The sequence below is a fragment of the Leptolyngbya sp. BC1307 genome (assembly GCF_002286735.1).
GTDB lineage: Bacteria > Cyanobacteriota > Cyanobacteriia > Phormidesmidales > Phormidesmidaceae > Phormidesmis.
In genome coordinates this window covers 1-12,540 of record NZ_NRTA01000028.1, presented here as the reverse complement: position 1 = coordinate 12,540, position 12,540 = coordinate 1, and the positions used below count along the sequence as shown (strand labels likewise).

General features: G+C 53.9%; 12 protein-coding genes and 1 pseudogene. 6 read left to right on the top strand and 7 right to left on the bottom strand.

From position 1 onward, the window contains the following. The first annotated feature begins 57 nt into the window (after positions 1-57). Genes CKL79_RS14715 through CKL79_RS14705 form a run of 3 tightly spaced genes read left to right on the top strand, consistent with a single transcriptional unit; the run spans position 58 to position 3,225 of the window. Positions 58-1,182, top strand: a complete 1,125-nt coding sequence (locus CKL79_RS14715; protein WP_121970338.1) for an FAD-dependent oxidoreductase — start codon at positions 58-60, stop codon at positions 1,180-1,182. A gap of 57 nt (positions 1,183-1,239) precedes the next feature. Next, complete coding sequence (locus CKL79_RS14710; protein ID WP_205879103.1) at positions 1,240-2,559, top strand: family 10 glycosylhydrolase; 1,320 nt, start codon at positions 1,240-1,242, stop codon at positions 2,557-2,559. 12 nt (positions 2,560-2,571) lie between these two features. After that, complete coding sequence (locus CKL79_RS14705) at positions 2,572-3,225, top strand: hypothetical protein (RefSeq protein WP_121970337.1); 654 nt, start codon at positions 2,572-2,574, stop codon at positions 3,223-3,225. On the opposite strand, the gene CKL79_RS14700 is transcribed toward CKL79_RS14705, so the two are convergent. The 7 genes from CKL79_RS14700 to CKL79_RS14670 form a co-directional block, all read right to left on the bottom strand. Then, the gene (locus tag CKL79_RS14700; RefSeq protein WP_121970336.1) at positions 3,222-4,055 is read right to left on the bottom strand and encodes a DUF4388 domain-containing protein; all 834 of its coding nucleotides are present in this window, start codon (positions 4,053-4,055) and stop codon (positions 3,222-3,224) included. The two genes, CKL79_RS14705 and CKL79_RS14700, sit on opposite strands and share 4 nt — an antisense overlap. A 21-nt stretch (positions 4,056-4,076) precedes the next feature. Next, complete coding sequence (locus CKL79_RS14695; RefSeq protein WP_121970335.1) at positions 4,077-4,640, bottom strand: ATP/GTP-binding protein; 564 nt, start codon at positions 4,638-4,640, stop codon at positions 4,077-4,079. Between the two features lie 130 nt (positions 4,641-4,770). Further along, complete coding sequence (locus CKL79_RS14690; protein ID WP_121970334.1) at positions 4,771-5,142, bottom strand: roadblock/LC7 domain-containing protein; 372 nt, start codon at positions 5,140-5,142, stop codon at positions 4,771-4,773. Between the two features lie 83 nt (positions 5,143-5,225). Next, positions 5,226-5,705 (bottom strand): hypothetical protein, encoded by a 480-nt coding sequence (locus CKL79_RS14685; protein WP_121970383.1) that lies wholly within the window; start codon positions 5,703-5,705, stop codon positions 5,226-5,228. 256 nt (positions 5,706-5,961) lie between these two features. Next, on the bottom strand, positions 5,962-6,489 hold the full coding sequence (locus CKL79_RS14680) for a plasmid pRiA4b ORF-3 family protein (protein ID WP_121970333.1): 528 nt from the start codon (positions 6,487-6,489) through the stop codon (positions 5,962-5,964). Further along, the gene (locus CKL79_RS14675) at positions 6,490-7,857 is read right to left on the bottom strand and encodes an LCP family protein (protein WP_240518873.1); all 1,368 of its coding nucleotides are present in this window, start codon (positions 7,855-7,857) and stop codon (positions 6,490-6,492) included. It abuts the gene before it with no gap. Between the two features lie 192 nt (positions 7,858-8,049). Beyond that, positions 8,050-8,433: a hypothetical protein gene (locus CKL79_RS14670; protein ID WP_141242215.1), complete on the bottom strand. Its 384-nt coding sequence runs from the start codon at positions 8,431-8,433 to the stop codon at positions 8,050-8,052. 274 nt (positions 8,434-8,707) lie between these two features. Here CKL79_RS14670 and acnB point away from each other — a divergent pair, with 274 nt between their 5' ends. The 3 genes and pseudogenes from acnB to CKL79_RS14655 form a co-directional block, all read left to right on the top strand. Then, complete coding sequence (gene acnB / locus CKL79_RS14665) at positions 8,708-11,305, top strand: bifunctional aconitate hydratase 2/2-methylisocitrate dehydratase (protein ID WP_121970381.1); 2,598 nt, start codon at positions 8,708-8,710, stop codon at positions 11,303-11,305. A gap of 166 nt (positions 11,306-11,471) precedes the next feature. Beyond that, entirely contained in the window at positions 11,472-11,912 is a 441-nt protein-coding gene (locus tag CKL79_RS14660; protein WP_121970331.1) for a hypothetical protein, read from the top strand. Between the two features lie 196 nt (positions 11,913-12,108). Then, positions 12,109-12,540, top strand: a pseudogene (locus tag CKL79_RS14655) (IS701 family transposase); the annotation flags it as partial.

The window sequence follows — 12,540 nt, the reverse complement described above, 5'->3', positions numbered from 1 at the left end:
GCGTTTCTAACCAGCTCTTAATCTATAGACTTAAGTATAAGAGTAGCCAGGTTGATTATGTGGGATGTAGCCATTATCGGCGCAGGTTTAACGGGGCTGACCTGCGCTCAGCAGCTAGCAGCAGCCGGTCAGAAGGTTTGCGTTTTAGATAAGTCGAGAGGGCTTGGGGGGCGCATGGCCACTCGGCGCATCGGCCATCTGCGGGTAGATCACGGTTTGCGCTACTGGCAGCCCGCGACTGAGGGGCTCCAATCGCTAACGGCTGAACTGCTGAGCGCTGGCATTCTCAAGCAGTGGCCGGTGAGCGCTTATGAGATTCGTCAGCGCGAGGTGATTGTGCCAATCGCCCCAGGCCCCATTTATACAGCGCCTGAGGGCATGAGTGCAATTGGCAAATACCTGGCCCGCGACCTGAGCGCTGACCAAATCTTGACCAGCTACCGCGCCGTTGCTCTCAACTATCACAACGGCCATTGGGAGATCCACTGCGAAGGGAGACAGACGGTAGTAGCTAAGTGCTGTGCGATCGCCATTCCTGCGCCTCAAGCCGCCGCCCTGCTCAGCACCCGCCTCACCGACGACGACGACGACGAAATTGAGACGATTGATCCGATGCCGACGCTGCCAGCGATCGCTCAGCTCAGGGCGGTAGAGTACTGGCCCTGCCTGACCGTCATCGCCGGCTACGAGCGCGATCGCGACTTTGACATGGGGCCGCTCGATCCCAATGGTTGGATGGTTTCAGACTTTGCTGGCACCTCCACCTATTGGGTGGGGCTTGACAGCAGTAAGCGCGATGCTGTTAGTGGCCCCGTGCTCGTCATTCACAGTAAAGCCCCCCTTGCCCAGCAGTATATAGACGCGCAGGATCTGCAGCCCGCCGCCTCGGTGCTGCTCCGCGCCAATGCCCGTAAGCTATGCGAATGGATAGCCCAGCCTGAGTGGTTTCAGATTCACCGCTGGCGTTACGCTCAAGTCAGAGTGCCGCATCGGGCCGACCTGCTAGTCATTAAAGACTCGCTGATCAGCGGCGGCGACTGGTGCATTCCGCCTGTAGAAGAGGCCGTTGAAGGGACCACCGCAGCGGGCGACAAGGCGAACACGACTGCCCGACAAAATATTGACTACGCCTATCTATCCGGGTTGGCCATGGCCAAGGCGCTGCAAAACGCATCAGAGTAGATATGCGCTCTATAATTTAGGGCAGCATCAGCTACCGTAACCTTTTGCCCGGACTGCATGCGAACTAATCAGTCAGTGCTGACGCGATGGTGTCGCCTCTCCGTTGTCATAGCGCTCATTTTGCTGGTCTGCCTGGGCAGCGGCTGGAGCCAGCCCGCTGTCAGCCCAAAGGCTAGAGCGGCAGACTCAGACCAGATGGCCCCAGGCGAGATGCGCGGCGTCTGGATTACTAACGTCGCTAGCAGCCTTCTTTTTTCTCCCTGGGGCATTCCTCGGGCCCTGCATCAGCTGGCTGACATGCACTTCAACACTGTTTATCCGGTCGTCTGGAACCGAGGCAAAACTTTCTATCACAGCCCTGCGCTGAAAAAGATCACGGGGCAGGGGATGGATTCACTGCTGGCCCTGACCCACCCTTTAGAAGACCCGCTACAGGAGATGGTACGGGTGGGTCACCAGCAAAATTTGCGGGTCATTCCCTGGTTTGAATATGGCTTTATGGTGCCCCTGCACTCTGAACTGGCACGGCAGCATCCCGACTGGCTCACCTGCCGGCAAAATGGCTCTCGGCTGCTGACAGCCGATGCCCTGCATGAAAATGTTGAAGAGTTACCCCTCGAAGAGGCATCTCTAGAAGATCCGTCTCTAGAAAATCCACCGAGCGGCATTTTTCGTCTGCTCAACAGTGGTGCCCCCCATCAGCGGGCCTGGCTCAATCCTCTGCACCCTAGCGTGCAGGGGCTGCTGCTGGGCCTGGTAGAAGAGGTGGTCAGCCAGTATGCGGTCGATGGCATCCAATTTGATGACCACTTTAGTCTCCCTGTGGAGTTTGGCTACGACGACTACACCGTATCGCTATATCAGGCCGAGCATGCCGGTCAAAGGCCGCCTGCTAATCCGGCAGACGAAGACTGGATTCGCTGGCGAGCCGACAAGCTCAGTAAATTCGTGAATGTTTTGCATGCTCAAGTTAAGGCTCACTGTCCGACCTGTACGCTGTCTCTGTCGCCCAATCCGGCGAAGTTTGCCTACCGCTTTTACTTGCAAGATTGGGGCCGTTGGGTGGAGCAGGGTTGGGTGGATGAACTGGTGATTCAGGTCTACCGCGACCAGCTTGCCCAGTTTGAAAGTGAGCTGGGTAAAAGCCGATTGCAGGCGGTGCGCGATCGCATTCCGGTCAGCGTCGGCATTTTGACCGGCACCTGGCGACATCCGATTGCCTTTGAGCAGATTCAGGATCAGGTAGAGATCAGCCGTGATCGCCACTTTGCTGGCGTCTCTTTTTTCTATTGGGAAACCCTCTGGAGCTACTTCACGCCCGAGTCACCCCGACAGCGCCGACAAAATTTCCGGCGCTTGCTGCCAGCTTTTTCATAGATAACCCGGATAATGCAAATTTTCACGCTGATTCCTGCCAATTTGATTCCTGCCAATCTTAAGCCAGTGGTCTCGTTAGAAGGCTTCATCCTATGGCTCAGGTGGACAGTCTTTACCTGGCTAGCTTTTTTAATCAGCCTACTGTTTGTCAAGATTGGAGAAGAGGGCGATATCTGGGTAGTCGAGAGTCTGCTCGGGGGCGGACTGATTGGCTTAGCCCAGTGGCAGGTACTACGGCCCTATTTGCCGGGCGCACATCGCTGGATAGTAGCCAGCGCGCTCGGCTGGGGAGCGCTCACCCTATTTCACATTGGCACGGTTGGCTGGATCGTACCTGGCACCGCCAATCTGTGGCTCAGAGGCCTATTAGGAATACTGTATGGGGGCTACGCAGGGCTGGCTTTAGGCGCAAGTCAGTGGCTAGCGATCAGGCAGCAGGTGGCGCAGGCGTGGCGGTGGATTCCTTTGAGCAGCGGCATCTGGGCGGTGGCGATCGCCCTGGGCTGGCTCATAGGCGGCGGCTTGCGAGCTACCAGTCACCTGTTCGTGAGTGAGGTGATTGGCTTGGGGGTGGCTTGGGGTGCGATCGCGGCTCTCTCTGGTCTGGGCATAGTAGGGTTACTTCAGTCGCCAGATAAGCCTGACCGATTCACGCACGAAGCCTAGCGCAGATAAGTGCTCTTTTGCTGCAAATAATGAGAGAGCTTGCCCAAAAAAGCCGGGCTTACCTGAGCGGGCGCTGGCGGCTGCGTTTGCTTATCTGCCTTTGCCAGGTGAATCAGCGGCAGCTCATTGGCAACGCCGACAAAAATCAGACAAAACCCAATTTTCTGAACATCTCGCTCAGGCAGCTTCATCGCCGCTGCGATCTCTGTTAACGAGTGATTAGCGGCTGCTAGGCGGAGAACCCATTTTTCTTTAGAATTGAGCCGATAGTGGGGCACCTGGCCCCTGGCAGGCGTTAAGCCAGAGTCTAATCGCGGCAGCTTTTCTGTGAGAGCGTCCCAAATCTTGATCATGCGCAGACTGGGCAGTGCGATGTCAGTAGCCCGGATTTTGACGCCAGTCATTTCCCAGTAGGGAAAGGGATAAGCCGGATAGAATGCGAACCTGACATCTGAAGCTTGAAGCAACGTGCAGGTATTTTGCAAAGTTTGAGAAGCAAACAGCGATTGCAGCTGCCTGGCGGTGAGCACAGAGCGCTCTAGCAAAAATTGCCCGAGCGCGACTTTAGGCGGACACTGACGCAGCAAACGAGGCAGCAGAGAGCTTTGCAGCAGCGATCGCCGCTGTAGCAACTGCAATAACCCCATCCCATCTAGCCGCTGAGAGGCGGCCACTAAGTTGCCTTCCTCAAACCACAAATAGTGAGGACTGCCCTCTAAATCTCTCCCCGACAAAGCCTTTAAAGACAATCGGCCCGTCTGTTGACTATCGTTCAAAAATTTGAATAGCTCGGGCAAAGAGAACTCTGAAGTTCGACCTTGGAGTAGCATAGGCTTCTACAGCTTCACTGTCTAAAACTGAGCTGAGCTAGAAGGCTGGTCAGCGCTCATTAGAGCATACTGCTGAAGTAAGACCAGCAGGGCTTGAGTCACAGAAACGGGTTCGGTGGCGTTCACAGAGACGAAAGGTGGGCGTTGGGCGTGATCTGTAAAGCCCGTGGCGATCGCCACATTTTCAGCATTCCAGGCTGCCTCACAGTCTAGATGAGTGACGCCGACAACCATCGGCAGCGCCACTCGCTCTGTCATAAATTGATAAATCAAGTGAGCCTTACGAAAAGCCGCCGGTCTATTAGCTGGCACCAATAAAATATAGGCATGTGCTTTGCCAATCAACTCCTCCCACATAAAATCAAACCGATCTTGACCCGGCGTTCCATATAAGTGCAATGCCATCTCTGGCCCAAACTGTAGTCGCCCAAAATCAAATCCTACAGTTGTTTTCTCTTTCAACAAACCGGTTTCATCGCTAGCTTTGCGATCAGTATCTATCACCTCAATCTCGCTGACGGACCGGATGAATGTGGACTTGCCAGCACCTACCGGGCCAGCCACAACCAACCTCATAATTTCCATATTTCTTCTGAGCCGCCTTTCTTCTGGGCCCGGTCGTTCCCACGAGCGTGCAGTAAAACTGACACCCTCACTGCACGCTCATTACATTTAGAAACGCCATTCCTAGAAGCGTCTAGCTTCAAATGTGACTTCAATTAATCTCTGGCTGTAGTGTGGCGACGGATCGTTTGATGGCTAGCTGTAGCAACCCCTGTTTTGCCGCTGCCGTTGCCATCACTAGCAGCACAGCATCCTGCCCGCAGCTGGTCAACATGCAGTAACCCTGTTCGCCCTCTACAAAAATACGGCTGACATCTCCTTTTTGCAGCTCTTCGCCAATTCGCTCACCGATAGAAAGCATGGTAGCGGCCATCGCTGACACCCGTTCTTCATCCATATGACTTGGCAGTGTAGAAGCTAGCGGCAGGCCATCAATAGTGACCAGGCTGGCTCCTTCAATCTCGGGGGTACCCGTCACCAAATTCTGTAAAAGCGTCTGTATTTTTTGAACGTCTATGGCCATGAAAATAAACTCTCCTTTTAGGGTTTTAGCCTGTCCTTGAAACTGAGTATTGAAAACTGGGCAGACATGGCGAGCAGTCGCTTCTACGTCAGCGGTGTCAGCTCTACCACGTCATGAGTACCACCGCGTAATACTGAGGCAGTCTGCCTGCCCCGCAGTCGCTTTCCGGTCACTTCTTCTAACACACCTTGCACAGCCCCCAAGGTGTAAGACAGCTGCCGCTCCGATCCTTGAGGTTCGTCAGCAGAGCAAACGGTTTCCCGACAATAAACGAGCAGCCTGTCTCTACCAGCAGATTCGATTTTGTCGATGATGCAAAGCCGGGTTCCACGAACGCCCAAAACCTCGTTCATCGTTGCAGCAATTGCATTGAGATCATTGGCTATTCCAGATAAGCCTAGCTCTCGCGCTAGCTGCTTGCCCCGGCTACGCCCTGCCGCCATCAGGGCGATCGTAGCGGCTCTTTGTCCTAAGGCATCTTCAATACCCGTAACCACTGCTCTAAAACAAACAATGCTGCTAAAATCTCCTAGCTCGCTTCGTAGAGCATGCTGATCTGGCATATTTTCACCTTCAATTAATCTACGAATCCAACCTGTCAAGCGACCCATGAATCTTTGGCCCCAGTAGATGTCACCACCGCTCACATCCCCACCGCATAGACTAGGCTTTCTAAACGTGCCGGCTGTTTCAGGACTTTATTTATTTTTTTGAGAAAAGCTCAAGCTGGCAAAGTCACAAACTTCTGATCAACATGGAGTCTCTGATCAACATGGAGTCAATGTGGCGCAAAATCTGTGAGACATGACGACTACCGCATTAGAACTGCTGCAATCGGGCATTGACCGCTGCCAGGTCAAAAGCCTCAGGGTCAAAATCGCTATAGTCTTCGATCAGACTCATATAGTCAGGATCTTCTGAATCGTCTAAACGCGCCAGCAGTTCGTCATAGCCCCAGACGCCACCTGCGCCCTCAGGCGGACAGGCCGCTGCCCCCGCGATGCAAACAGGTGTGGTGAGATCGCCCTCTACGGCTTGATCCAACGCTTCCACTTCCAGACGATGCAGCCAGCCTGCTTGCAGATCGTAGGTGTAGTAAATCGGCTGCTCTCCTGAGAGCTGTAATGCAGTCGCCAAGCTCTGCTCAAGATCACAAGCAGGCTGATTGGCTCCCAGACTGAGCCGAAACCGGTAGTCATGCTGGTTTTGCCAGCCCATCGCCCGCTGCAAAATATCGTGCAGCTCGTGCAAAGTAACTGGGCCAGAAACCAAAATCCGCCGCCAGACTTCGGGTTCGCTATCGGCTAGGGTCACCTTGAGCTGATAAATATCAGGCTGCTGACCCACCTAAAGCGCCTCACCGTGCTGATCTAGCCAGTCGTGCCCCAGCTGAATCGTAATATCTGATTCTAGGTTGCCAGTGCTTTCTACCCTGACTTCGCCAACGCCCAAGAATCGCTGAACGGTTTCGGCACTCCTGAGATCACCGCTCTGAGCCACGATCCGAGTTTCGCTCAGCGGCTGAGGCCAGCTACGGTCTATAAACACGTTGTAATAGCCCGCATTATAGAGGCTATCGGTCAAAGACTGCACCGCGAAATCATCGTAGGTACTGTCTTGAATGGCCACCCGCAAACTAGCCGGATCGACCGCTTCTGCCGCGCCATAGGTGTTAGCTAAGCCGAAGTACTGCGCCGCCATCGTGTCGATTTCTGAATAGTTAGGCAGCCAGTAGCTCAGCTCATAGTCTTCGTAGCTGCTAAACTCTCCAGGCAGCATGAGCATCTGCACGTTCGAGCGATCTGTTTGGGCACCGAAGCCGACTAGTGCCACCAGTTCTTCTACCGAGAGGTTGGTATCTACATGCGACTGAATGACTGACAAAATCTTGGGCAGTCGGCCAATGGTTGTGGGGTTTAACGCTTGCTCTGTCAGCGCTCGCATCATCATTTGCTGGCGCTGAATGCGGCCAATATCGCCCTGGTCATCGTAGCGATAGCGCAAAAACTGCAGGGCTTTGTCGCCATCTAGCCGCTGTTCGCCCGCCTCTAAGTTGATATAGAGGTGCTGGCTGTCGTCCTGATATTTCATATCTCTAGGCACGTTCACCTCGACACCGCCTAGCGCGTCAATCAGCGTTTCGACGCCCTGCACATTGATGCGCATATAGCGATCAATGGCGACCCCGCCCATCAGTTCGCTCACTGCCTGAGCGCTGAGGGCCGGCCCCCCATCTCGGTTGGCCTCATTGATTTTGGTGACGACGTCATCGACGCTGGTGCGGGTGTCACGCGGAATAGACAGCACCGATACTCGCTCGCTGCTCGGGTCGAAGCGTAGCAGCAGCATCGTATCTGAGAGCCCCTCAAAGGAATCAACTAGGGCGTCATAACCGTCTGCTTCGACTGCCTCATAATCCTCAATATCTGAGCTGGTCACCTTCACGCCCAGCACCAAAACATTGACCGGTCGGGTCAGACGAGGCAGCCGTAAACTGTTGCCTGTAGCAATGTCATCTTGAGTAAAGAAGGCGGCTTCTTCATCGGAGAGGTCGCTTTGTAAAAGAGGGGTACTCCCCAAAGACACCGCTAAAAAAGCGCCTGCCGCCATTGATGCGCTAGTCACCCCAGCTAGCAGTACGCTGATGCCGACCCATTTAGGGATGCGGGTTTTGGGTTTGGGGGGAAGCTTAGATGAGTACGGCTGTTTGGGCATGGGGTTGATAAACGACATAGATGACCTCAAGCTATGCAGATGTTGGCTGAAGCAACTGGGCAAGTGAGCCTGACGCTGCTGCTCTGCAGAACGGCTGAGGTAAATAGATCAAATATTTTGGGGCTGTAGTCCACTTTGTTTTACCAGATGTTGGCAGCATTTTTTATAAAGAGTGTGGCAGCTTGACGCTGCCTACGGCAGACGCCGGCTGAGCTGGCTGACGCCCGGCAACCGAATAGACTGGCCTCTAGCCACCCGAAACATAAGTGCGAGGCTGAGCAAGAAGTAGCCTGAGCCGATAAAGCTGCTAGCTAGCAAAAAGCGCAGGCTGGCCATTTGAGAGGCTTGGGTGCTGGCACCGGCTCCGAGTAGGGCGATCGCACTTATGCAGGCAATCCCTAGCGTTACCGACAGCCGACTAGCGGCCCGTACCTGGTCTCTATCTGTACCTTCACGCTGGTCACCGCCTTTTCCGTAAGGGGCTTCGCCGTACAGAGACCAAAGCGATAGGACGACGCCAAAAACCGGCACTAGATGGAGGTAGAGACGCATCCTTTGCAGTGAGGGTGAAGCCATAAATTCAGTGAGGTCGGGTCTTAAAAGGGCGAAAAGCAGAGGTGTCTTTAGCTAAACGCATCAAAATTTGTCGTTATGCAAGTCTGCCTCATAAAGCCCAAAAGCGCGTTTGAAACTAACAGGGATATAGACATTTCCTGGGTAGCGGCTGGCAAATTTGCGATATCAGCACACGTCTGGTAGCGATTCTCACTAACCGCCGCGCAAATCTCGGTAGACTGTATCTCTGTAGCTCTTTACGATCTATAACCGTTTTACAGAAAAGAGGCTTATGATGCTTGAGACTTATCGCAAACACGTTGAAGAACGCGCTGCTCTAAATGTGCTGCCGCTGCCGTTAGATGCCGAGCAAACGGCTGCGCTTTGCGACTTGCTCAAAAGCCCGCCCGCCGATGAGGCCGAGTTTTTGATGGGACTGTTGTGCGATCGCATTCCCCCCGGTGTCGATCCAGCCTCTTATGTAAAAGCTTCGTTTTTGACGGCGATCGCTCAAGGCGAAACCACCAGCCCACTAATTTCTCCTAAAAAAGCCGTCGAACTCCTCGGCACCATGATGGGCGGCTACAATGTCACCTCTCTGATTGCTCTGCTTAAAGACGAACGCGAAGAAATCGCCCAGCTTGCCGCAGACGCCCTGAAGAAAACGCTCCTGGTCTACGACGCCTTTAACGACGTGATGGATCTGTCAGAGACCAATGCGTTCGCTAAGCAGGTCGTCGATGCTTGGGCCGCTGCCGAATGGTTTACCAACAAACCCAAGGTGCCTGAAACCATCACCGTCACGGTTTTCAAAGTTCCTGGCGAAACCAACACTGACGATCTTTCGCCTGCGCCGCACGCCACCACGCGCCCGGACATTCCGCTGCACGCTCAGGTAATGCTGGAATCCACGATGGATAAGCCGCTGGAGACCCTGGCTAAGCTCAAAGAAAAGGGCCATCCCGTCGCTTATGTTGGGGATGTGGTCGGTACCGGATCTTCCCGCAAGTCCGCGATGAACTCGGTGATCTGGCACATTGGGTCAGACATTCCCTTTGTGCCGAATAAGCGGACGGGCGGGGTGATTTTGGGGAGTGCGATCGCGCCCATCTTCTTCAATACCGGTGAAGACTCCGGCGCACTGCCGATAGAATGCGATGTCACCCAAATGAGCATGGGCGATGTGATCACCATTCACCCCTACAAAGGCGAAATCACCAACGAAGCCGGTGAAGTCATTTCCACCTTTAACCTCGTCCCTGAAACCATTCTGGACGAAGTCCAAGCGGGTGGCCGCATTCCGCTAATCATTGGTCGCACCCTCACCGACAAAACCCGCATTGCCCTCGGCCTCTCCCCCTCAGAAATCTTTGTGCGTCCCTTGGCCCCCACTGACACTGGCAAAGGCTTCACCCTCGCCCAAAAAATGGTCGGCAAAGCCTGCGGTCTCCCCGGCGTGCGCCCCGGCACCTCCTGCGAACCGCTGATGACCACAGTCGGCTCGCAAGATACCACCGGCCCCATGACCCGCGACGAAATGAAGGAGCTGGCCTGCCTCGGCTTCAGTTCTGGCCTCGTCTTGCAAACCTTTTGCCACACCGCCGCCTACCCCAAGCCGGTAGACGTGCTCACCCATTCCACCCTGCCCGACTTTTTCTCCTCGCGTGGCGGCGTCGCCCTCAACCCCGGAGATGGCATCATCCACTCCTGGCTGAACAGAATGCTGTTGCCGGACACAGTAGGTACAGGGGGTGACTCCCATACCCGCTTCCCCCTCGGCATCTCATTTCCTGCTGGCTCAGGGCTGGTCGCCTTTGCCGCTGCCATCGGCGCAATGCCCTTAGACATGCCCGAATCTGTTCTCGTTCGCTTCAAAGGTGAACTACAGCCGGGAATTACCCTGCGCGATGTAGTCAACGCCATTCCTTATGTCGCCATTCAAAAAGGGTTGCTCACCGTCGCCAAAGAGAACAAAAAGAACGTGTTCTCAGGCCGCATTTTAGAAATGGAAGGTCTCCCTGACCTGAAACTAGAACAAGCCTTTGAACTCACCGATGCCTCCGCAGAGAGATCTTGCGCGGGCTGCACCATCAAGCTCAGCGAAGAGACCATCGCGGAATATCTGCGCTCTAACGTAGCGCTGATGAAAAACATGATTGCGCGCGGCTATCAAGACGCTCGCACCCTCGCCCGTCGCATTGCCAAAATGGAAGCCTGGCTTGCCGACCCTCACCTCATGAGTGCCGATGCCAACGCCGAATATGCCGAAGTGATCGAAATCGATCTCAACGAACTCAAAGAGCCTTTGGTCGCCGCTCCCAACGATCCGGACAATATCAAAACGCTCTCAGAAGTGGTGGGCGACAAAATCGACGAAGTCTTCATCGGCTCCTGCATGACCAATATTGGCCACTACCGCGCCGCTGCCAAAGTGATGGAAGGCGCAGGCCCGGTCAGCGGTCGCCTGTGGATATGCCCGCCGACCCGCATGGATGAAAAGCAGCTTCGCGAAGAAGGCTACTACGGCACCTTTGCCGCTGCGGGCGCTCGCACGGAGATGCCGGGTTGCTCTCTCTGCATGGGTAATCAGGCCCGCGTAGAAGATGGCGTGACGGTATTCTCTACCTCCACCCGCAACTTCAATAATCGCATGGGCAAAGGCGCTCAGGTGTATCTCGGCTCTGCCGAACTCGCCGCCGCCTGCGCACTGCTCGGTCGCATCCCGGCGATGGAAGAATATCTGGAAGTTGTTGCTAACAAGATTGATCCGTTTGCAGATGAACTATACCGCTATCTTAACTTCAACGAAATCAAAGGCTTTGAAGATGAGGGTCGGGTCGTTCCGAAGGAAGACGAGGAAAAAATCGAAAAGGAGGCAGTTGCGGCTGGATAGATAAATCAGCCTATCGGAGTGCCTACAGGAGAAAAATGCCTTGTGTGTTCGTTAGCATACAGGGCATTTGTCGCTTTATAGAACAATCTTACTTGTTCCGTGCGGAACAGACTTGTTTAACAATGGAGTGGGAATAGCATGATTACTTCCACTATCTAGAACAGCCATGAACCAACGTGAGATTGAGCACCGTGATCGAGTACTGCGGACGTATTTCGACGGTCGAACCTGGGATGCGAATAGTGAATATACGCTGAAGCGCCAACTCATTCGTAATAGCCACCAGCTATTGCCTGAGCATCCATATGTTATTGAAGAGGAGTGGGAGGTAGAGCCTGGTAGAACAGACCAAGGCCGTGGCGATTTGGTGTTCACGGACGGTGACAACTGTTTTGCAATTGTTGAGGTGAAATGGATTGATCTCTCTGGTTTGGGCCGCAAAGGATCAACAAGAAGTGTGAGCAATCGTAAAAAACGTCGAAAGGTCGAAGAGCAGGCAGTAACCTACGCTAGACTTTATGCGAGTTCAGCGAATCTGACACCGGATAAAAAGGTCGAGGCGTTTGTATTCACCAATGAATTTGATCGCCCTCACCTGATTGCTTAGAATTGTCTTTTTATCAGCAAATCAATATCTTTTCGTCCTAGAGCTTGAAGCCGCTCCATGATGAACGCGCGGTCTCCCTTGCGAAAGTATGGAACTGGAATTAGATCGACTCCATTTTGTTAGGACTTACGCATTGACAGAGTAGCCAGCCTGTATGCTGGCAGGAGCCCCCTTCTTTTTGAGTGATCGCTAGGCCATGCGTGAGCTATCAAAACCATCTACAGCCCAGTGCGATAGCACGCTCTACACCTTATTTTTGCTCTCAGAGCCGAAGTATGTGAGCTGCGTGCGGCTCTCAGAAATTTTGGCAGATTTGAGCCACGATAGCGTGAATCGCTTTTTATTACGCGAACGTTACACGCCCAAAGACCTCTTTGACGAGGTTAAAGGCGAGCTGAACCTAGAATCCGGGACGCTCAGCGTAGACGATAGTGTGGAAGACAAACCGTATCGCGACCCCAGCAAAAGTGCCTTGGTGGATTACTTTTACTCGGGCAAGCACAAGCGACCGGTGAAGGGACTCAACCTAATTACTCTGTACTACAGTGACCCCTCCGGTCATTCTTATCCGGTCAACTTCAGACTGTATGACAAAGCAGCGGGCAAGACGAAGAACGACTATTTTAGA

Excerpts from the sequence above, each read along its gene's own strand:
- CKL79_RS14700 (WP_121970336.1), bottom strand. The coding sequence starts at position 4,055 with ATGCTACTCCAAGGTCGAACTTCAGAGTTCTCTTTGCCCGAGCTATTC.
- CKL79_RS14695 (WP_121970335.1), bottom strand. The coding sequence starts at position 4,640 with ATGGAAATTATGAGGTTGGTTGTGGCTGGCCCGGTAGGTGCTGGCAAG.
- CKL79_RS14690 (WP_121970334.1), bottom strand. The coding sequence starts at position 5,142 with ATGGCCATAGACGTTCAAAAAATACAGACGCTTTTACAGAATTTGGTG.
- CKL79_RS14710 (WP_205879103.1), top strand. The coding sequence starts at position 1,240 with ATGCGAACTAATCAGTCAGTGCTGACGCGATGGTGTCGCCTCTCCGTT.
- CKL79_RS14670 (WP_141242215.1), bottom strand. The coding sequence starts at position 8,433 with ATGGCTTCACCCTCACTGCAAAGGATGCGTCTCTACCTCCATCTAGTG.
- CKL79_RS14715 (WP_121970338.1), top strand. The coding sequence starts at position 58 with ATGTGGGATGTAGCCATTATCGGCGCAGGTTTAACGGGGCTGACCTGC.
- CKL79_RS14685 (WP_121970383.1), bottom strand. The coding sequence starts at position 5,705 with ATGCCAGATCAGCATGCTCTACGAAGCGAGCTAGGAGATTTTAGCAGC.
- CKL79_RS14705 (WP_121970337.1), top strand. The coding sequence starts at position 2,572 with ATGCAAATTTTCACGCTGATTCCTGCCAATTTGATTCCTGCCAATCTT.
- acnB (WP_121970381.1), top strand. The coding sequence starts at position 8,708 with ATGCTTGAGACTTATCGCAAACACGTTGAAGAACGCGCTGCTCTAAAT.
- CKL79_RS14660 (WP_121970331.1), top strand. The coding sequence starts at position 11,472 with ATGAACCAACGTGAGATTGAGCACCGTGATCGAGTACTGCGGACGTAT.
- CKL79_RS14675 (WP_240518873.1), bottom strand. The coding sequence starts at position 7,857 with ATGCCCAAACAGCCGTACTCATCTAAGCTTCCCCCCAAACCCAAAACC.